18 protein-coding genes are annotated in these 21,519 nt (G+C 55.8%); 16 read left to right on the forward strand and 2 right to left on the reverse strand.

Translation table 11 applies throughout. The features are described 5' to 3' along the window. Positions 1–25 precede the first annotated feature (25 nt). On the reverse strand, positions 26–673 hold the full coding sequence (locus GPK89_RS01815) for a potassium channel family protein (protein WP_215691260.1): 648 nt from the start codon (positions 671–673) through the stop codon (positions 26–28). A gap of 16 nt (positions 674–689) precedes the next feature. Continuing rightward, complete coding sequence (locus GPK89_RS01820) at positions 690–2,027, reverse strand: TrkH family potassium uptake protein (protein ID WP_346344812.1); 1,338 nt, start codon at positions 2,025–2,027, stop codon at positions 690–692. Between the two features lie 323 nt (positions 2,028–2,350). Between GPK89_RS01820 and GPK89_RS01825 the strand changes: the two genes are divergently transcribed. The 16 genes from GPK89_RS01825 to GPK89_RS01900 all read left to right on the forward strand — a co-directional run bounded on the left by GPK89_RS01825 (position 2,351) and on the right by GPK89_RS01900 (position 21,424). Beyond that, a complete protein-coding gene (locus tag GPK89_RS01825; protein ID WP_215691261.1) occupies positions 2,351–3,121 on the forward strand; it encodes a LytR/AlgR family response regulator transcription factor in 771 nt (256 codons plus the stop codon). Beyond that, positions 3,109–4,386 carry a GHKL domain-containing protein gene (locus GPK89_RS16575; RefSeq protein WP_215691263.1) on the forward strand — a complete coding sequence of 426 codons (1,278 nt, stop codon included), beginning with the start codon at positions 3,109–3,111 and terminating at the stop codon, positions 4,384–4,386. Before GPK89_RS01825 ends, GPK89_RS16575 begins: the two co-directional genes overlap by 13 nt. Positions 4,387–4,605: 219 nt before the next feature. After that, on the forward strand, positions 4,606–7,572 hold the full coding sequence (locus tag GPK89_RS01835) for a glycoside hydrolase family 3 protein (RefSeq protein WP_215691264.1): 2,967 nt from the start codon (positions 4,606–4,608) through the stop codon (positions 7,570–7,572). Positions 7,573–7,587: 15 nt separating this feature from the next. Then, a complete protein-coding gene (locus GPK89_RS01840; RefSeq protein WP_215691266.1) occupies positions 7,588–9,204 on the forward strand; it encodes a bacterial Ig-like domain-containing protein in 1,617 nt (538 codons plus the stop codon). 109 nt (positions 9,205–9,313) lie between these two features. After that, positions 9,314–11,734: a glycoside hydrolase family 3 C-terminal domain-containing protein gene (locus GPK89_RS01845; protein ID WP_215691268.1), complete on the forward strand. Its 2,421-nt coding sequence runs from the start codon at positions 9,314–9,316 to the stop codon at positions 11,732–11,734. Between the two features lie 13 nt (positions 11,735–11,747). Beyond that, positions 11,748–12,293, forward strand: a complete 546-nt coding sequence (locus GPK89_RS01850; protein WP_215691270.1) for a GtrA family protein — start codon at positions 11,748–11,750, stop codon at positions 12,291–12,293. Positions 12,294–12,666: 373 nt separating this feature from the next. Next, positions 12,667–13,245 carry a GntR family transcriptional regulator gene (locus GPK89_RS01855; RefSeq protein ID WP_215691273.1) on the forward strand — a complete coding sequence of 193 codons (579 nt, stop codon included), beginning with the start codon at positions 12,667–12,669 and terminating at the stop codon, positions 13,243–13,245. Further along, a complete protein-coding gene (locus GPK89_RS01860; protein ID WP_078784746.1) occupies positions 13,242–13,898 on the forward strand; it encodes a GntR family transcriptional regulator in 657 nt (218 codons plus the stop codon). Before GPK89_RS01855 ends, GPK89_RS01860 begins: the two co-directional genes overlap by 4 nt. Positions 13,899–14,269: 371 nt before the next feature. Further along, positions 14,270–15,544 (forward strand): SLC13 family permease, encoded by a 1,275-nt coding sequence (locus GPK89_RS01865; protein WP_078784747.1) that lies wholly within the window; start codon positions 14,270–14,272, stop codon positions 15,542–15,544. Between the two features lie 44 nt (positions 15,545–15,588). Then, positions 15,589–16,488 (forward strand): L(+)-tartrate dehydratase subunit alpha, encoded by a 900-nt coding sequence (gene ttdA, locus GPK89_RS01870; RefSeq protein WP_078784748.1) that lies wholly within the window; start codon positions 15,589–15,591, stop codon positions 16,486–16,488. Beyond that, on the forward strand, positions 16,488–17,120 hold the full coding sequence (gene ttdB / locus GPK89_RS01875; protein ID WP_215691275.1) for a L(+)-tartrate dehydratase subunit beta: 633 nt from the start codon (positions 16,488–16,490) through the stop codon (positions 17,118–17,120). Before ttdA ends, ttdB begins: the two co-directional genes overlap by 1 nt. A gap of 92 nt (positions 17,121–17,212) precedes the next feature. Next, positions 17,213–18,496, forward strand: a complete 1,284-nt coding sequence (locus GPK89_RS01880; RefSeq protein ID WP_215691277.1) for an SLC13 family permease — start codon at positions 17,213–17,215, stop codon at positions 18,494–18,496. Positions 18,497–18,757: 261 nt separating this feature from the next. Next, positions 18,758–18,928 (forward strand): hypothetical protein, encoded by a 171-nt coding sequence (locus tag GPK89_RS01885; protein WP_215691279.1) that lies wholly within the window; start codon positions 18,758–18,760, stop codon positions 18,926–18,928. 107 nt (positions 18,929–19,035) lie between these two features. Continuing rightward, complete coding sequence (locus GPK89_RS01890; RefSeq protein WP_215691281.1) at positions 19,036–19,815, forward strand: tyrosine-type recombinase/integrase; 780 nt, start codon at positions 19,036–19,038, stop codon at positions 19,813–19,815. Between the two features lie 161 nt (positions 19,816–19,976). Beyond that, positions 19,977–21,152, forward strand: coding sequence for a tyrosine-type recombinase/integrase (locus tag GPK89_RS01895; RefSeq protein ID WP_215691283.1), 1,176 nt, complete (start codon positions 19,977–19,979; stop codon positions 21,150–21,152). After that, on the forward strand, positions 21,149–21,424 hold the full coding sequence (locus GPK89_RS01900) for a hypothetical protein (RefSeq protein ID WP_215691291.1): 276 nt from the start codon (positions 21,149–21,151) through the stop codon (positions 21,422–21,424). The genes GPK89_RS01895 and GPK89_RS01900 overlap by 4 nt, the downstream gene beginning before the upstream one ends. The last annotated feature ends 95 nt before the right edge of the window (positions 21,425–21,519 follow it).

The raw sequence follows: 21,519 nt of genomic DNA on the forward strand, positions 1-21,519 counted from the left end.
ATGAACCACTTCCCTTGGAAAACGATCAGATATGAAAACACCGGCTCAGGGCTTTTCCCTCGCCCAGTACCAACAGGGTGGTGTCACCGGGCAGGACTGTGTCCGAGTCGATGTTGACATCGGCAATTCCATTGCGTTTGATTCCTAGAATATTGATGCTGTATTTCTTGCGGATATTGATGTCGCCAACGGTCTTTCCAATCCATGCAGAAGGCACAGACACTTCCAGAATGGCGTGGTCGTGATCCAGTTCGATATAATCCAGCACATGGTCGGAGCCGTAACGGATGGCTGCCCATTTTGCCAGCTGCTTTTCCGGGTAAATCACTTCATCTGCACCGTTGCGCAGCAGAAATTTGGCCTGCACATCCCGTTCCGCACGGGAAACAACCATTTTTGCTCCCAGCTCCTTCAGCAGGGAAGTGGTTTCGAGAGAACTTTGAAAGTTTCCGCTGATTGCCACAATGCAGACATCAAAATTACGGACGCCCAACGCCTCCAGAAATTCCGCGTTGGTGCTGTCGCCGATCTGGGCGTTGGTCACAATGCTCAGCACTGCGTTGACGCGCTCCTCGTTTTCGTCTACTGCCATGACCTCATGGCCGAGTTTATTTAATTCTTCTGCAATATGGCGGCCAAATCGGCCCAAGCCGATCAATAAAATAGCTTTCATGGGATCTACCTTTCTTTTATCCTACGGTTATTCGTTCCTGCGGCAGCCGCGCCACGCTGCTTTTGCTGCCGGAGAGTGCTGCGTAGATCATGGTCAGTCCGCCGACACGCCCAATGAACATCAAGAAAATTAAAATCCCCTGCGAGACGATTCCCAGATGCGGTGTCAATCCCAGCGACAGTCCTACGGTAGCAATGGCCGAGGTCGTCTCAAACAGGCATTCGGACAGCGGCAAGCCCTCGACGGTGCTGATGATGAATGCCCCCGTCAGCGAAAGGACGAGATACAGTGTAAAAATGGCTGCGGCATCATGGACCGCTTTTTCTTCCATCCGCCGCCCGAACATTTCTGGGCTCTTCTGCCTGCGGAATACAGCAAAAGCATTGGCGACAAGCACCGCTATCGTTGTTGTCTTGATGCCGCCGGCAGTAGAACCCGGTGAACCGCCGATGAACATCAGCAGAATCGTAAGGCCGCGCCCGCTGCTGGACAAGGACGTGTAGTCTGCCGTATTAAAACCGGCTGTCCGGGGCGTTATGGACTGAAACAGAGAGAGCAGCAGCCGCTCCTGCGGTGTGACTCCTTTGAACTCAAAAAAGAAGAAGTATAGTGTTGGCAGCAAGATCAAGAGTGCCGTCGATGTCAGAATAACTTTGCTTTGCAGCCGATAGCGATGAAAGCGGAGCCGATTGGTCCGCACGTCATCCCATGTCAGAAAGCCAATGCCGCCTATAACGATCAGGGCGGAAATCGTCAGGCTGATAACCGGGTCGGCGCGATATGCGGTCAGAGAAACAAAAGGCGTGTCGGGAGTACCCATTAAATCAAAGCCCGCATTGCAGAAAGCGGAAACGGAATGAAACATGGCTTTCCATATCCCGGAAACGCCGAAATCACGGCAGAAAACCGGGAGCATACAAAGTGCACCGATCCCTTCCATCACCAAAGAGCTACGGATCACAAAGCCTGTCAGCCGCACAATGCCGCCCACTTTGGGGGCGGACATGGCCTCCTGCATCCGCCCGCGCTGTGAGAGGGAAATGCGCCGACCGGATAAAAGCGAGAAAGACGCGCCGACTGTGATCACACCCAGGCCGCCGATTTGAATCAGCACCATCAGAACAGCCTGACCAAACGCCGACCAGTGAGAAGCCGTATCCCGCACAACCAGCCCCGTAACACATACGGCGGAGGTTGCCGTAAACAATGCTTCATGGAAAGGGGTGACGGTATGTGCTTGTGCAGAGATTGGCAGCATCAAAAGCACTGCCCCGATAAGGATAACCATTGCAAACAGCAGAATAATGGACTGAAAGTAATTGAGCTTACAGGTTAAACGCCGATGAGATGGCAAAGAAAATCACACTCCAGCAGAATTTTCGTACAATACAGTATAGCGCCGCCCGTTTAAAGATGGTATTAAGCTTTTCTGCCGGGGTATTAAGATTGTGTTAAGACGACCGGGCTTGTTTGGTATATTTTTCACATTGGCACTTTGAGCCTAGTGCGACTGCACAGTAGTGGTCAAACGGTGGTCAAGAATCTTCCATGCGCAGCACGCGGCGTTCCGGAAATATCTTGAAAAAATTGGGCGATTCGCTCGTAAAAGGTTGACGCGGCTGCGTTCGGGGGTATATCATATTTGTATAGATCCTTGCGCGGAGGGAGGAACGCACGATGATCCGAATCGGCATTGTGGACGATGAAAAACAAGAAAGAGACCAACTGAAACAGGCACTGGCGCGGTTTGGCGCGGAGAACGGCACAGAACTGAACGTACAGGAGTTCGACTGCGCGGCAGTCTATCTGGCGGCGCAAGACCGTGATTTTGATATTTTATATCTGGACATTGATATGCCGCAGATGTCCGGCATGGAATTGGCCGAAAAAATCCGGGAGACAGATCAAGACGTCATCCTCATTTTTTGCACGAATTTGCAGCAATTCGCGCTGAACGGGTACAGTGTCGGCGCACTGGGCTTTGCACTGGGCTTTATTGTAAAGCCGATACAGTGGTACTCCTTCCATATGTATCTGACGCGGGCGCTGAAGGTGCTGCAAAAGCGCGCCGATCAAAAGGTCACGCCGCCGCACATTGTCGTCAAGGACGGCACCGTGACGCGGCTGCTGGATGCAGCGGAAATCGCCTATGTGGAGGTGCGCCAGCACGACCTGCTGTACAACCTGTGCAGCGGGGACGGTAAGACCGAGATCATCAAAAACCGCGGTTCGATGCAGGAAATCGCGGCGCAGCTGACGCCCTACGGCTTTGTGCGATGCAGCGCCAGTTACCTTGTGAACCTGCGCTGTATCACGGCGGTAAGCCGTATGAATGTCTATATCGGCGGGGCGGCACTGCCCATCGGGCGCACCTACAAGGACGCCTTCACCGAAGCATTCTCTCGATATATGGCAAAAAAGGAGTGGGAAGACCCGTGCCGGTCATAAATTGGATACTGAACCAGCAAGTCCAGCTGGGCATGATTCTATGCGCTGGCCTGTTTGTCCCGTGGGGGCAGCGCCGCAGCTGCTTCGTTCCGCGGCTGGCGGCGGGTGTATGGGGCTTTCTTGCGCTGACGGACACCCTGGCATTCCTGCCGCTTTGGGCAAAATTGCTGCTGTATACGACGCTGCTGTTTGGTCTGATATGGTTCAGCTTTGACTGCAGCCCGCTGCACGCCCTGTTTTATACAACCTGCGCCTACGCGGTGCAGCACATTGCCAGTAAGCTGGCCTATATGCCTATTATTTGGCTGATTCAGCATGGGCGCACGGACAGGCTCGTTACCTTTGTCATTCTGCTTTTCAGCAACCTTGTGGTCTGTCTGGTCATCTACCTGCTGCTCACCCTGCGCATCCGGCGCGGGCGCCTGCTGTTTGACAATGTCAAGACCGTGCTTTACTCCGGCTTTTTCCTGATTGCCGCGGTCTACCTGAGTGTTGTGCTGGAGGATGTCCTGGACAGCAGCGCAGAGTCCTACCTGACCGCCTATCTGGCGCTGAATGCGTTCTGCATCCTGTTTGCCATCACGATTCTGGCGCTGGAATTTTCAAATTGCAGCATCAAGAGTCTGGAACACGAGAATGAAATGCTGGCGCAGCTGCTGGAATGTGACAAGCAGCAGTATGAGCAGGCAAAAAAAGACATGGAAAAAATCAACATCCGCTACCATGACCTGAAACAGCAGTATTCCCGCGCCACAGATGAGGAACGCGCCCGTCTGGAAGAAGAGATGGACAACCTGAACCTGCGCTATCTCACCGGGAATAAGGCGCTGGACATCACGCTGACCCAAAAGTCGGCACTCTGCGGGCAGGCAGGTATTCAGCTGGTCTGCTCGGCAGACGGCAGCTGTCTGGAGGATATGAAGCACTACCACATTTACTCCCTGCTGGGCAATGCGCTGGACAATGCCATTGAGTGTCTGACGCAGGTAAACGATGCGTCTAAGCGGGTCATCACACTGGACATCAGCCGCTGCCGTGACATGGCGGTCATCCGCGTGCAGAATTACACCCCCGCACCGCCGACGCTGCGGGACGGCGCTATCGTCACAACCAAGCAGGATACCGAGGAGCATGGCTACGGCATAAAAAGCATCAAAAGCATTGCCGAGCAGTACGGCGGCACGGCAGACTGCTTTGTGGAGGACTCGATTTTTTATCTGGTGGTCACCTTCCCCTGCGGGAAAAGCCAAAAACAAACTGCATAACCCAAAAGCGACTGCCGAAAGGCGGTCGCTTTTCTTCTTTGTCATTTGTGCCGTGTTTTTTGACATTTACGCCAACTGCATTGACCCGGTCAACGCTTCCCTTTATGATAGCTTTGTGAAAAAGATATGAACGGTTTCTGCAAAAGGGGAAGTGCACAGCCCTTGGCAGCAAGCGCATCGTATCATTCATCTGTGACAGTTTAGGAAGGAGAAAAACCTATGGCACAAAAGGAAACCTCAAGCAAGTCCCGCCGTTGGCTGGGCTTGTCCGGCGCGGCTGTGCTGGTGGCCAACCTTGTCCTGACCGGAACGACTATTGCGTTCCAGCAGGAAGGCGAAGTCAACCACGCACTCGGCATCGAAGGCGCTGGCGCATCTTACGGCGGCACGGAGTTCTCCGCTGACGGCACCCTGTCTGATGCAAGCTACGAAAAGTACATCGAAGCCGCTTATCAGTTCTGTGAGCAGGAAGAAGAAGAGGGCAGCGTGCTGCTCTACAACCGCAACAACGCCCTGCCGCTTTCCGAGTCTGAGCGCAACGTCACGGTCTTTGGCCGCGGCAGCATCGACCCGGTGTTCCGCAGCACGGCAGGCGGTTCCTCCACAAACCCGGATTACCAGAAAACCCCCGTTGACGCCCTGCAGGATGCCGGCTTCAACGTGAACCAAACCGTGCTGGACGCCTACGCTTCCGCCGCCGCGCCGAAAGAAAGAAGCGTTTCCAGCGTGGGAGAATATGACCCGGCGCTGTTCACCGGCAGCGTCACCGACTCGTTTGCGTCCTACGGCGATGTCGCGTTTGTTACGCTGTCCCGCTTTGCCACCGAGGGCAATGACCTTGCGATGGTCAACGACGAGGGCAAGCGTATGCTGGAGCTGGACGACAACGAGAAGGCTATCTTCCAGCAAATCAAGGATTCCGGCAAATTCAAGAAAACCGTCGTCCTGCTGAACTCCGTCTTTGCGATGGAGATGGACTGGCTGGACGAGTACAATGTTGACGCTGTGCTGTGGGTCGGCAACCCCGGCTTCTACGGTATGCCCGGCGCCATCCGCGTTGTGACCGGTGAGGTCAACCCCTCCGGTCACACCACCGCCACCTTTGCCGCCAACTCCCTGTCCGCGCCCAGTGCCGAGAACTTCGGTCTGCACGCTTACAACTACGGCAGCAAAACGCCCCGCGCGGCAGGCGACAGCTTTGTCAGCTATAACGAAGGCATCTACGTCGGTTACCGCTACTACGAGACCCGCTACGAGGACACCATCCTCGGTCAGGGCAACGCCGATTCCACGGTTGGCACCAAAGCCTCGACCGACGGCTGGAACTACGCCGAGGAGGTCTGCTTCCCCTTCGGCTACGGTCTGTCCTACACGACCTATGAGTACAGCCTTGACAAACTGGACTACAACAGCGACACCGACACCTTCACGGCGACCGTCACGGTGAGCAATACCGGCGATAAGGACGGCAAGGCTACGGTGGAGCTGTACGGACAGTCCCCCTACACCGACTACGACAAGCAGAACAATGTCGAAAAGTCCTCGATCCAGCTGCTGGGCTATGACAAAATCGACGTGGCCGCAGGTGCATCCGAGACTGTCACGGTCGATGTGCCCGGCTACTTCCTCGCGTCCTATGACGCCAACGGCGCAAAGGGCTACATCCTCGATGCGGGCGATTACTACTTTGCCGTCGGCAACGGCGCACACGAGGCACTGAACAATGTGCTGGCCGCCAAGTGCGGTGACGCCGTTGCGGGCAAGCTGATCGATCAGGACGGCAATGTCGTCACCGGCAACACCGCCGCCGTGGCCACCTGGACCGCCCCCAACACCGAGGTCGATACCGAAAAGTACCGCAAATCCCGTTACAACAGCGATGTGGAAGTCACGAACACCTTCGACGACGCTGATGTGAACTACTGGGCGAACGACGACGAAAAAATCACCTACCTGTCCCGCAGCGCGTGGGATACGACCTACCCCACCACGCTGGAGACCCTGACGGTCAACGATAAGCTGTACAACGGTCTGAATATGCAGACCTACGTCAAGGCAGCCGATGCCAAGAGCGTTTCCGACTTCAACCTCGGCGTGGAGCTGGATGAGAAGATCAACTTCAGCGATATGATCGGCGTCGCCTTCGACGACCCGAAGTGGAACGACTTCCTTTCTCAGCTGACGCTGAGCGATCTGCTCATCAACATGGGCGACTCCAAGGGCATCAAGGCTGTCAAGGCTGTCAACAAGCCCGGCTGCACCATCGTCGATGGTCCCGAGGGCATGAACGGTCAGTTTAAGTACGGCGACCGCCGCAACTGCACCGGCTGGGCTACGCTGCCCATCGTCGGCGCAACCTGGAACCACGATGTGCAGACCCGCTTTGGCGAGATGTACGGCGAGGATGCACTGTATGCGTCCATCCCCATCGCCTACGCGCCCGGCGCGGACACCCTGCGCTCTCCCTACTCCGGTCGTACCTCGGAGTATTTCTCCGAGGACGGCGTTCTCAGCTACTATGCTGCCAAGGCCGTTTCCCGCGGTATGCGCAACAAGGGCCTGATCGGCACGGTCAAGCACTTCTTCCTGAATGAGCAGGAAGCCGGTCGTCAGGGCATCTCCACCTTTGCGAACGAGCAGGCCATCCGCGAGATCTATATGCGCGCCTTTGAGGGCTCTCTGGCTGAGGGCGATTCTCTCGGCGTTATGACCGCTTACAACCGTATCGGCGTTATGTACGCTGCCGCCAACCAGGGCATCCAGCACATCCTGCGCGATGAGTGGAACTACGGTGGCTACATCATCGACGATGCGCTGACTGCGTCCGAGTATTCCTCCGCCCCCGAAATGCTGATGGCAGGCAACAACATCTTCTGCCTGGATACCGCCCGCCCGAACGAAATCGAGAAGCTGATCACCAGCACCGATGACGGCGACCTGCTGCAGAAGGTCATCGACTCCAACCATTATCTGTACTACATCATGCTGCAGTCCTCTATGGGCGGCTCCGGCGCGGAGGACGTTGTCGTTTCCGACGCAGCCCCGTGGTGGCAGACGACCCTGCGCGCTCTCGATGTTGTGTTCTGCGCACTGGCCGTTGCCGCTGTCGTGATGTATGTGCTGCATACCTACACGGACGTTTTCTCCGAGGAAAAGCGGAAGAATCGTGCCGCCAAAAAGAATTGATGGAGGTGGAACCTGATGAATAAAGGCTTGAAAAATAAAGGGCTGGGCAGCTGGTTCTGCCTTGCCGCAGCGCTGGTCGCGCTGATCACCGGCATTGTATTCCTGCTCACACAGGCCACGGCCGCCCCTCTGGGTCACTCCGGCACGATGGCCGGCGTGGTGCTGCTGGTCGGTGCTGCAGCTTCGCTCGTTTTCTTCTTTGTTTCCGTTCCGTTCAGCGCACTGATTCAGGCGGTCATTTATAATATCGCCCTGTATCTTGTCGTTGTGCAGTTGTATTTCGTCTTTGCCGACGTCATCAACCATGTCACCTTTGCGGGCGGCAACGCCGGTCTGTGCGTGTTCTATATGGTCGGCACGTTCATTGCCTGCCTGCTCAGCGTGATCGCCTGCTTCTGCAAGCAGACGAAAACCGGCGAGGCAAAAGCCACCGGCAAACAGTTTGCTGCCGCCGGTGCGGTGGTCGTGGTCGCTGCGGTCTGCGTGGGCGGTTTCTCCCTGCAGAGCAGCAGCCTGCCCTCGGCCGACAATGCGGAGGTTGCCCCCGATGCGGCGCAGACCTCTGCCGAGGGTCCCGTTATGAACTACAGCGACAACGAGTTCACCTCCAAGACGCTGGATGACCTGGTTGCCATCCCGCAGGAAACCTGGGAAGCCAAGGAGCCGAACGGGGAAGTTGCCTACTTCTTCGAGGGGCAGTACACCGAGGGCTTCAGCACCATCGTGGATCCGGCCTGTCTGGATATGTACTGCTACACCGACGGTTCGATGTGGGGTTCCTTCAGCGGTCCCAGCACCTCCGTGGGCGGTGACTCTATCTCCCATGTTTACGGCTACTGGTACAACTACGATGAAAACGGCGAGAAGAACTTTGTCATTCATCTGCTGGGCAATCAGGACGCCGACGGCACTGTGCGCCCCACCGATGTGGATGGCGGCGCAGATGCGGATGTCTTCATCTTTGACACCGACCACGGCGCATACAGCATGGAAGCCAGCCTGAGCTATGGCGTTTATGGCGGTGCGTTCACCCGCAACATCAACATCTACGGTCAGCCCTATGCCCCTGCCAAGAGCCTGACGATCGATGCCTCCAACCTGCGCACCTTCTACACGGGCGACACCTTCAACCCGGGTGAGCTGGTTGTGACGGCTACCCGCGCCAACGGTGCGGAGGAGTCCATCTGGGGCGGTCGCTTGACCTTCACCGGTTACGACAGCGACACCACAGGCACCAAGACCGTGACGGCCTCCTTCCTGGGTGCGACCGCTACGTTTGAAGTGCAGGTCGAGGATCTGGTCACCGAGCAGTACACCGGCAGCTATGAGCTGGTGCAGGGCGAAACGCCCACCGCAACGGATGCCGTGCTGCTGGTGGATTACTCCCACAAGGTCTGCACGCTGACTGCCGCCGACGGCTCTGCCTCCATCACCGGCACGCTGGTGGATGCGCAGGACGATGCCCTTACCATGACCCTGAACGGCAGCGATGCCCTGACGGTGCCCATCACCGAGGGTGAGGACGGCAGCAAGCAGCTGACCATCCCCGCCCACGACGAAATCGTCTCCGGCTGGGGCTCCAGCACCACCTACTCCATCAACGAGGCTGTGGTCACGCTGGCGGCAGAGTAAGCGTCCATTGCCCCTGATAAAACATAATGGTACTTGCTGAATGAAAGCCGCGTCTGATGTCTGCTTGCAGGCGTTGGATGCGGCTTTTCTTATGAGAAGGGAAAAATATATGCAAAATACAGAACTTTTGCTGAAAAAATTGACCTTGGAAGAAAAATGTGCGCTGCTTTCCGGCGCGGAAACCTTCAAAACGCGGGGTATGCCCGAACACGGCATCCCGCAGATCTGGCTGTCGGACGGTCCCCACGGCTTGCGCAAGCAGGCGGGGGAGAGCGACCACTTGGGGCTGAACCCCAGCGTGCCTGCCACCTGCTTCCCCACGGCGTCGGCTGTTGCAAACAGCTGGGATGCCGCGCTGGGCGAGGAAATCGGCGCAGCCTTGGGCGAGGAAGCCGCTGCGCAGGAAGTGTCGGTGGTGTTGGGACCGGGGCTTAACATGAAGCGCAACCCGCTGTGCGGGCGCAGCTTTGAGTATTTCTCCGAGGACCCGTATCTCGCGGGCAAGCTTGCGGCGGGATATATTCGGGGCATCCAGTCCAAGGGCGTTGCCGCCTGCCCGAAGCACTTTGCCGTCAACAGCCAGGAAACGCGGCGTATGGCTTCGGATTCCATCGTGGACGAGCGCACCCTGCGGGAAATTTACCTGACCGGGTTTGAAATTGCCGTCAAAGAGGGGCATCCCCGCAGCATTATGTCGTCGTACAATCTTGTGAACGGTACGTATGCCAACGAGAATAAGCACCTGCTCATGGAGATTTTGCGCGGTGAGTGGGGCTTTGATGGCGCGGTCATCACCGACTGGGGCGGAAGCAACGACCACGCGCTGGGTGTGAAAAACGGCTCCACGCTGGAAATGCCCGCGCCCGGCGGGGACAGTGTGCGCGAACTGCTGGCGGCGGTGGAAAGCGGGAAAATCTCTGAATCCGACATCGACGCTCGCTTGTCAGAGTTGCTGCCGCTGGTGTTTGATACCAAGGCTGCGCTGGACGCTGCCCCGCGCGAGTTTGATGCGGCAGCCCATCATGCGCTTGCCCGCCGCGCCGCCGAGGAAAGCCTTGTGCTGCTGAAAAACGAGGGCTCTTTGCTGCCGTTGGCGGCGGGTACCAAGGTGGCTGTCATCGGCGACTTTGCCAAAAATCCGCGCTATCAGGGAGCAGGCTCCAGCATGGTGAACTCGACACAGGTGGATGTGCTGCTGGATAAGCTGATTGACTCCGAGTTGAACGTCATCGGGTATCAGCAGGGCTTTGACCGCCACGGTAAGCCGGATGCCGCTTTGCAGAAATCCGCCTGCGAACTGGCAGCACAGGCAAATACAGTTATTTTGTGCATGGGTCTGGATGAAATCGCCGAGAGTGAGGGTCTTGACCGCAGCAATCTGCGCCTTGCGCAAAATCAGGTGGATCTGCTGCAGGCTGTGGCAGCCGTCAACCCGAAAATTGTCGTGGTATTGTACAGCGGCAGCGTAGTCGAAACGCCGTGGCTGGACAACTGCCAAGCCCTGTTGTACGCCGCCTTAGGCGGTCAGGCGGGGGCGGGCGCCGTTGCGGATGCACTGACCGGCAAGGTCAACCCCTGCGGCAAGCTGGCAGAAACATGGCCGTTGGCCTACGCCGACATCCCCAGCGCCGCCGACTTTGCCACCCGCCGCAAGACTGTGGAGTACCGCGAGGGGCTGTACATCGGCTACCGCTACTTTACCACGGCGGAAAAAGCTGTGCGCTTCCCGTTTGGCTATGGCATGAGCTATACGACATTCGCGTACAGCGATATGGTCGCCGATGAACAGGGGGTCAGCCTTACCGTAACGAACACCGGCAGTGTGGCAGGAACGGAAATCGTGCAGATGTATGTTGCTAAAAAGAACAGTGAGCTTTTCCGTCCTGCAAAGGAACTGAAAGGCTTTGCCCGCGTAACGCTTGCCCCCGGTGAGAAACAGCGCATCACCATCATGCTGGACGATAAGGCGTTCCGTTTCTGGAATGTCAAGGCTAACCGCTGGGAGATCGAGGGCGGCGAGTACGAGCTGCTTGTCGGCGCAAGCGTGGAGGACATCCGGCTGTGCGAGAAAATCTCCGTGCATGGAACGGCTACCGTGCATCCGTATGAAGATGTGGACTTGGATTGCTATTATAAGGGCGATGTGCTGAGCGTTTCCGATGCGGACTTTGAAAAGCTGCTGGGGCATCCCATCCCGAACGGCAAAACCAAAATTGACCGCAATCTGACCTTGGGCGAACTGAACCACGCCCGCAGCCCGCTGGGCTGGCTTGTCTGGCTTGTGCTGACGATCCTGCTGGATGCCAGCTACAAACGCGGCAAGCCGGACCTGAACATCTTGTTCCAGTACAATATGCCCCTTCGCGCCTTGGCAAAGATGACGAATGGTGCCATCAGCATGGGCATGGTGGACGGCATTGTCATGGAATTGCAGGGCTTCTGGATCCTGGGTCTTGTGCGGGTGATTTATGAAGCGATTAAGAATGTGGTGCTGAATGCGCAGATGGAAAATCGTCTGCGCGGCGCTTGATGGAGGTTGCATTATGCAGTTTTGGAATAATTTTGCGGCAAAACACCCCGCCGCAGCCAAGTGGGTGCGCGAGGGCGGTCTGTTCGTCATCGTGTCGAACTTGATTACCGTGTTCAAGTATCTGCTGCTGCAATTTCTGCCCGCTGCGTTCAGCAGTCTGCCGGTGGTGGATTTCGGCTGGCCCGGCGTGGATGTGACCCTGTTTGGGGAAACCTTCAAGTGGAACATCCTCGGCTACGATGCCGCCCACGGCGGGCTGCCGTACTTCTGCGCGTATATGATCGCCATGGTCATTGGCGAGTGCATTAACTTCCCGATCCAGCGCAATTTCGTGTTCCGCAGCAAGGGCAATTTAGGCAAGCAGATTGCGTGGTATGTGTTGGCATTCTGCGTCATTACCTGCATTGTCAACTCCATCAACTGCGTATGGGTTGCCGTAGCCGGGCTGCTGGTGCCGGACTTCATCTATAACATCGGCACGACGGTTTTGAACGGCGGCGTGTCTATGGTGATTTTCTTCTTCGTCAACAAAATCATCTTCCCTGAAAGCGGGAAGTGATTCTGAACCAAAATCACATCAAGCCAAAAAGCGCATTGCAAAAGTACATTGCAATGCGCTTTTTAAGTGCGCCCGAAGGGATTCGAAGCTCCGGCACCTCGCGTCGGAGAACTACGACAGGACGGTATAGACTGGCGTTGGAATGTAAATTCTGTTGGTTTTGCACAGTGGCCTCCAAAACAAGAAAAAGCCCATTGTTGGTTGTCACAATAGGCTTTTCCGAGATTTTGCAGCACCACTGCACAGTAGTGGTCAAATGGTGGTCAGGCATGGCGGGGCATAAAAGCAGAAACATAGAATACGCTCCTCGCCACTTGACGCAACGAATGATTTTGTATACAATATTAATAAACAACAAATATGGAGGCGCTTGATGAAAAGTGTTTCTCTTGTTTCCTTAAAGGACCAAGCTGCCGCGGCGCTGCGGCGGGAAATATACGCGGGTGAGCTGCCGGATGGTGCCGAGCTGCGGCAGGAGGATATTGCCGCGCAGCTGGGTATCAGCCGATTGCCGGTGCGCGAGGCGATGCAGCAGCTGCAAAACGAGGGGCTGCTGGAACGCCTGCCCAACCGCCATGTGCGGGTGGTGGGGGTGACCGCCGCGCGTCTGCGGCAGAGCTTTGCCGTGCTGGCGGCTATGGAGTGCGAGTTGTTCGCGCTGGCAGACACCGCCCTGCGGGAAAAGGGGCTGCCCGACCCGGCGTGCGATGCGGAGTTCCATTTGGCAGCCGCCGAGGTGCTGGACAATCCAACGCTGTATCAGCGCTTTTTTACCCAGCGGCAAGGGTTGTTGGACGCCGCGCAGGCGCTGGGGGCGGCTGAACCCGCCGCATTGATCGAGCGCAACCGCGCCATTGCCGAGGCGTTCACGGTGGGGAAGGATACCGCGCCGCACATCCGCCGTTACTATGATGATCTGACCGAACAGACCGCAAAGGAGCTTGTCGTATGAGCCTTGCACCATTAAATCCCATCCAGATGCTGCCCGCCCGCGACCGTGTGGCGGCGGCACTGCGGGAAGCTATTTTAAGCCACCAGTTTGCCGAGGGCGAAGAATTGACCCTGAAGGACACCGCCGCCCAGCTGGGCGTGTCGTCTACGCCGATCCGCGAGGCATTCCAGATGCTGGCGCGGGAAGGGCTGATCGAGCTGCGCCCCAACCGCGGAGCCATCGTGCTGGGTATGAACGAGAAGCGCTTGCGCGACCACTACGAGACCCGCGCTGCGCTGGAACGCGCCGCTGTGGTATTGGTATGCCGCAAAAAGGCAGACATTGACCCCGTCAAGCTGGCCTACATACAGGCAGCGTCCGCGCTGGCGCAGAATGACAGCGCGGGCTACAGCGCGCAGAACCAAGCGTTCCACATGGCGATCTGGACTGCAGCCGACAACGACGCCATGAAAGAACTGCTGTCGAGTCTGTGGAACGGTCTGTCCATGGGTCACAAGGTCACGCAGGAGCACTACGCTGAAATCAGTATGAACGAGCATTACAAGATTCTGGACGCGCTGAAAGCCCGCGATGAGGTGCTGGCGGGCAATCTGATGGAATCCCACATCATGCGCAGCTTGGAAAATGTGCTGACGCATTTGAGAGCAGAGTGATTGACGGCGTAAGGAAAGCCGGATGTTCGCCCTTACAAGGCTGCAAAAACCGCCGCGTTGTTCATCCTGCACAAAACCATAACGGCAAAATTTGCAGTTTCGACAAACTTCAAAACACCCTATTGACATTTTCGGTCATTGGGTGTATTCTCTGATTGTCGATTGGATACATTATCAATTATCACCCACGACGTTTCACAGATTGGTTTGCGGCAGACCTCCTCTCCTTGCTGCCGCAAACCGCCGTATCCATCGGGGCAGCCGGAACGGCCGCCCCGTGAAAACCCGGACAGGGGCCCGTCCGGGTGATAGATTCCCCTGCGGTTTGGATACAATATTAAATATCAAAGCAAAAAAGGAGGCAACATCCAGTGAATCCCACAGTTATCACCCTCTGCTTTCTGGCATTTGCGATCATTATGTTCGTGCTGGAAAAGATTCCTCTGGGCCTGACAGCCACGATCGTTTCCGTGGGTCTGTGCGTGACCGGCGTCCTTGAACCCAAACAGGCGTTCGCCGGGTACGTCGATTCTAATGTCATCCTCTGCGTGGCTATGTTTGTGGTTGGGCAGGCGTTGTTTGAAACCGGCATGGCCAACAAAATCGGTGGTCTGGTCACCAAGTTCGCCAAATCGGAGCGTCAGCTCATCATCGCCATCATGGTCATCACCGGTCTTATGTCCGGGTTCCTGTCCAACACGGGCAGCGCGGCCGTACTCATTCCTGTGGTAGTCGGCATTGCGGCCGAGAGTGGTTACAGCCGCAGCCACCTGCTGATGCCGCTGGTTTTTGCGGCGGCACTGGGCGGCAACATCTCCATCATCGGTGCGCCGGGCAACCTGATGGGCGTCAGCGCCCTGAACGAGCTGGGCATCGAAACGAGCTTCTTTGAGTACCTGATCGTCGGCGGTCCTATGATGCTGGCGGGCATCCTCTACTTCGCCTTGTTCGGCTACAAGCTGCTGCCCAAAAACAGCGGCGCGGCATCGCTGGAGGATGACCAGTTTGCTGTCAAGGATTACTCCGACGTTCCCAAGTGGAAGCAGTATATGTCGCTGGCTGTGCTGGTCATCGCTATTCTTGCGATGGTGTTTGAAAAGCAGATCGGCATCAAGCTGCAGGTGTCCGCATCGGTTGGCGCCATCATTCTGATCCTGACCGGTGTCATCAGCGAAAAAGAGGCACTGAAGTCCATCGACCTCAAGACCGTGTTCCTTTTTGGCGGTTCGCTGGCACTGGCAACGGCGCTGGAGCATACCGGCGCGGGCAGCCTGATTGCTGATACGCTGATCGGCGCTATGGGCAACGAAGTCCACCCGCTGATCCTGCTGGTCGTCATCTTTGTCATCACCTGCACAATGACCAACTTTATGTCCAACACTGCCACCACGGCGCTGATGGTTCCCATCGCGGTGTCGCTGGCGCAGGGCTTGGGCGCAGACCCCCGCGCGGTGGTCATTGCCACGGTCATTGCAGGCAGCTGTGCCTACGCAACGCCGATCGGTATGCCCGCCAATACAATGGTTGTCGGCATCGGCGGCTACAAATTTATCGACTACGTCAAGGCAGGTCTGCCGCTGATCCTCGTCAGCTTTATCATCTGCATGGTGATCCTGCCGGTAGCGTATCCGTTCTTCCCCGCATGATCTCATAAACAAACATTTGAAATTTACATAGGAGGCATCCAATCATGACCAAAGAACAAAGTGTTGAACTCATGACCGACAAGATGGCGAAATTCGTCGCCTATGTCGGCAAGAAGCTGCCCGACGATGTCGAGGCTAAGCTGCAGGAGCTGCGTCAGCAGGAGACCACCCCGCTGGCAACCGCCATCTATGACACGATGGCGCGCAACCAGAAGCTGGCTGTTGACCTGAACCGCCCCTGCTGCCAGGACACCGGTGTGCTGCAGTTCTGGGTAAAGTGCGGCGTCAACTTCCCGCTGATGGGTGAGCTGGAGGCTCTGCTGAAGGAGGCCGTCGTCCGCGCTACCTTCGCCGCACCCCTGCGCCACAACAGCGTGGAAACCTTCGACGAAGTGAACACCAAGCGCAATGTCGGCAAGGGCACGCCCACCGTTTTCTGGGACATCGTACCCGATGACGACCACTGCGAAATCTACACCTACATGGCAGGCGGCGGCTGCACGCTGCCGGGCAAGGCGATGGTGCTGATGCCGGGCATGGGCTACGAGGGCGTGACCAAGTTCGTCCTGGACCAGATGACCAGCTACGGTCTGAACGCCTGCCCCCCGCTGCTCGTCGGTGTCGGCGTGGCTACCAGCGTGGAAACCGCCGCGCTGCTCTCCAAGAAGGCGCTGATGCGCCCCTTGGGCAGCCACAACCCCAACCCGCGCGCTGCCGAGATGGAGAAGCTGCTGGAGGACGGCATCAACTCCATCGGTCTGGGACCCCAGGGCATGAGTGGTAAGAACTCCGTCATGGGCGTGCATATCGAGAACACCGCTCGCCATCCGTCCACCATCGGCGTTGCCGTCAACGTTGGCTGCTGGAGCCACCGCCGCGGTCACGTGGTATTTGACAAAGACTTGAACGCAACTGTAACGACTCATTCGGGGGTGCAACTGTAATGGTAGAAATCAGAGACGGTAAAAAGGTTTTGGTCACGCCTGTCAGCGCCGAGGATCTGGCTGACATCAAAATTGGTGACATCGTGTATCTCGACGGCGATCTTATGACCTGCCGTGACGTGGCGCACCGCCGCCTGGTCGAGGGTGGTCGTGAGCTGCCCTACGACATCCGCAACAAGGCCATCTTCCACGCAGGTCCCATTGTCCGCCCCATTCAAGGTCAGGACGATGCCTACGAGATGGTTTCTGTCGGTCCCACCACCTCGATGCGCATGGAGAAGTTCGAGTATGAGTTCACCCAGCACACCGGTGTCCGCGTCATCGTTGGCAAGGGCGGTATGGGTCCCAACACCGAGCGCGCCTGCAAGGAGTTCGGCGCCATCCACTGCGTGTTCCCCGCCGGCTGCGCCGTTGTCGCCGCAACCGAGGTACAGCGCATTGCCGAGCATCACTGGGACGAGCTGGGTATGCCCGAAACGCTCTGGTGCTGCAAGGTCAAGGAGTTTGGTCCGCTGATCGTTTCCATCGACGCCAACGGCGACAACCTGTTCGAGAAGAACAAGGTTGACTTCAACAAAAAGAAGGACGCTGCCATCGAGGAGATCTGCAAGCACGTCAGCTTCATCAAATAAGCCATTCACTATTTCTCTATACAGCCATAAACGCACAAAGGGACACTTCGCATTCGTGCGGGGCGTCCCTTTGTGTTTCCGGGAGGAATTCTATGACCCTATTGGAGATTACTCTGCTCATTCTGCTGGCGACGATCCTTGCGTTTGTCAGCGGCAAAATCCCGTTTGCCGTCATCTCGTCCGGCATCATTCTGGCGCTGATTTTAACAGGCGTAATGACCCCTGCCGAGGCGTTCGGCGGGTTTATCAACACGAACGTCGTTATGTTTGTGGCGATGTTTGTGATTGGCGCAGGGCTGACGAAAACCGTCCTCATTGACAAGGCGCAGAGCCTTGTCGTGCGCTACAAGGACAACCAGCGGATCCTGATTTTTCTGTCCTGCGCAGCGGCGGCGTTTTTGGGTGCCATCACCAGCGCCACGGCAACGGCAGCCATTATGATCCCGCTGCTGGTGGGCATTGCCAACGACATCGGCACCAGCCGCAGTAAGCTGCTGTACCCGGCGATGGCGTGCGCCAACATTGCCACCCAGATGACCTTTATGGGGCAGGGCGCCAGCAATATGGCGTGGAACGATGTTATGATGAAAGCCGGTGCGCCCAACCCGCTGCACGTCTGGGATTTTACCGTGGCGCGCATTCCAATGCTGGCAACAGCGATTTTGTACATGACCTTTGTCGGCTACAAGCTCATGCCTGATATTCCGAACGGGAAGTTCTCGGATGGCGCATCGGGGCAGACCGGCAGCGAAAAAATCAGCCCCGCCAAGCAAAAGCTGGCTATGATCATCATTCTGGCAACGATTGCCCTGATGCTGCTGGAAAATATCATCGGCATCAAAATGTACCTGACCGCCTGCCTTGGCGCAGTGCTGCTGGTGCTGACGGGCGTGCTGAGCGAGAAGGAGGCGCTGGCATCCATCCACCAGCCGACGATCTTCCTGTTTGCGGGCGTGCTGGCGCTGTCCGATGCCATCCAGAAAACAGGCGCCGGCGATGTTGTGGCGGATTGGATGATCAAAATCCTGGGCGGTACGACGAATACCTACTTGATTATGGCTGTATTCTTCCTTGTGCCGTTTGTGCTGACGCAGGTCATGTCGAACCTTGCCACGCTGACGATTTTTATTCCTCTCGTCACATCTGCCTGCCTTAAGATGGGGCTTGACCCGCGTGCTGCCGTGGTGGGTGTTATCACCGCCAGCTGCATTTCCATTATGACCCCGATGGCCGCGCCCTGCCAGATCATGATCATCGAGCCGGGCGGGTATAAGCTGAAGGACTACTTAAAATGCGGCACACCCTTGGCGGCGCTGCTCTGCATGATGTCCATCCTTGTGCTGCCTATGATGTTCCCGCTGTATTATCTGCAATGATATTGGGGTAACACCGCACAATTCCCGCCTAACGGCTTAAGCACCGCTCCGGCGGCTGCGGCACGGCATCTGCGTTGCCAAAATGCTCGATAATACACAAAGTATTATCTGCGCTTTTGGCTTAGCAGCTGCCGCACCTTGCTCGCCGTATCAGCACTTAGAATTATGCGGTATGGCCTTAGAATTCTAGAATTAGAATATCCAGTTTACACCAAAGTTGGTGCAGGGGATGGCGTATTCATTCTTATTCAGCAGTATGTCATGGCTGAAGCGGAACGCATCGAGAAAAAGTTTAAGTATGGTGTCGAGGAAAGCGACCAGACCCACTTTGAACAGTACGCCGAAAATTGGCTCAAACGGCAGGAACCGTTTTTCAAAGCTACCACTTACGCAGGGTACAAACGCAATCTGGATATTGTGTCTACCCGTTGATTGGAGGGATCCCGCTTGCAAAGCTGCTCCCCATGACCCTAGAGGAAATGTGCGAGGAACTTCGGAAGCGCCCCGGACGGGGCAGGAAATGCATCAAGGAAACAACGGTGCAGAAATACCTCGAAACGGTTTCCTCGGTGCTGGAAGATGCCAAGAAAAATGACATCATTCCGTTTGATCCGGCGCACCGTGTCCGCAAGAAGCATTTTGAGAAGGAAGTGCAGCATATTCCGCAGAAATATGAAATGGGTAAACTGATGCGGGCAATTCAGAACGAACCGATTCTGTATCGGGCGTACTACACACTGGCAATCACGACCGGATTGCGGCGTGGGGAACTGTGCGCCCTGCAATGGAGGGACATAACCGGTGCTTGTGAACTGACCGTCCGCCGTTCCCGTAGCTGCGCATCCGGGCAGATTGTTGAGAGCGACACCAAGAGCCATCGGGAACGGATTGTAACCATTCCGCTGGGGATATGGGAGCTTCTGATGGCGCTGCGACAGCAGCAGGTGCTGCATAGCGGTGTTCCGGATAGAGAGCAACCGATTTTTACAGACCCCGACGGTCATGTGCCGCACCCGGATACTTTTACACGGCATCTGCGCAAGCTGTATAAAAAGTGTGGGCTATCGGAAGATTATCACCTGCATACCCTGCGACATTTCTACGCAACCTATCTGCTGCAGGAAGGCACCAGCAAACAGGTAGCGGCATCCCTGCTGGGTCATGCGGATACGGCATTTTTGGAGCGCACCTACTGCCACCCGCAGGAAGTGGCGAAGCGTCAGGCGGCAAACCTGATGCAAGATCTGCTGAACAACCAAAATCCGTGCTATGTTGCATTTATGAAAAATAAGAATAGAAAAGCCAAGAAGACAGGTTAAATAACAGGCGGCACCGTCAGAGATGGCGGTGCCGCTTTTGTCAGTAATAGGTAGAATTTTGGGTGAAAGATTGTTGGGTGTGGTGATAGCTTTCTGTCGCAGTTGTCGGTATGCTTTGTTGTGCTGCAGGTCAACAAAAAACACAAAGGAGCGTGCAAAGCATGGCATCTATCAGAAAACGCGGCAGTAATAGCTATTTGATTGTAGTATCCCGTGGGTATGATTATGAGGGAAATCGATTAAAATCAGTTCAAAAGACCGTTAAGCCACCCAAGGAGTATACGCCCAAACAGGCAGAGAAGTGGGTAAAGGAACAGGCAATTTTGTTTGAGAGAGAAGTACAGCATACGCCTGGACCCATCAATCGAAGCATTACGCTGGCAAAGTACATTGAGCATTGGGTGACCGACATTGGACCGAAAAAGCTGGCGGATTCTACATATCAACGCGATTTGCAGGACATTCGACGCATTCTGCCAGCACTGGGCAACTACAAGTTGACTGATTTGCGTAAAGAGGTTATCCGGGATTTTTACGAGGAAATGCGGCACACGCCGCGTCTGGACGGCAGAGGAAGTCTATCCGAAGAGTCGGTCGAGGGCTTGCACAACACGCTATGCGGCATTCTGTCGGCGGCTGTGGACGAGGGTTATTTGACCCACAATCCCGCATGGAGATGTTACAAACCGAAAGGACAAAAGAAAGAACGCCCGGTAGCTGATGAGGAAACAGTAAGGAAACTGATTACGGCTTTTGAAGGACAGAGTATGAAGTATGAAACTTATTTCAAGCTTGTGCTTGCTACTGGATTACGCAGGGGAGAAGCCTGCGGGCTGAGATGGAGTGATATCAACTGGCGAAAGCGTACCATCCATGTACAGCGCGGTGTAGTCAAGCTTAGTCACCAAGAATCCATCACTAAGGACCCCAAGACCAGCAGCGGTGACCGCATGGTGTATTTGAGTAAAGAAATGTGCCAGCTACTCAAGGCGTGGCGGAAAGAATGCGAGTGGGATAGGCAGCAGACAGCAAATGAAACTGTGGATGAGGATGACTACCTGTTCCGCCAGGCTAACGGCAAGCCGATGAACCCTTGCACATTCACATACAGATTCAAGCTGATTTTGAAAGCAAACGGCTTGCCGCTGGATTTGAATGTGCATAGCTTACGGCATACGAACGCCAGCCTGCTGATTGCGCAGGGCGTGGATGTGCGCACGGTGGCTAGTCTATTGGGTCATGCACAAGCAAGTACAACGCTGGATATTTATGCCCACGCCTTTGACAAGAACAAGCGAAAGGCACAGGAAAAGTTGGGAAAGGCGATTGGACTATGATGAAGAAAATCAAATTAACCAGAGCAAACAAAAGTATTACGCTGAAAGCACTCGCACCTTACTATTACCAGCAAAGGGCGCTTGGGCATGGCACACAAGAAGTTGGAAAGCTAATACTGAAAATCAATGCTCTCCCAGCCGATAAAAAAGCAGGTTTCTACGCAGAAGAAATTTTCCTTATGCGAAGCACCATAAATCAGTTGAGAAATGATCAACTGGCAAAAGGGCAATACACTGATGCCGCAGATGATATGCTGCTAAAATTATTCTAAATCTAAATAACATTAAAACAAAAAGCGCATTGCAAAAGTACATTGCAATGCGCTTTTTGGCGCGCCCGAAGGGATTCGCCAAGCCGCGCCCTAGA

Source organism: Gemmiger formicilis (assembly GCF_018784445.1).
Lineage (GTDB): Bacteria > Bacillota > Clostridia > Oscillospirales > Ruminococcaceae > Gemmiger.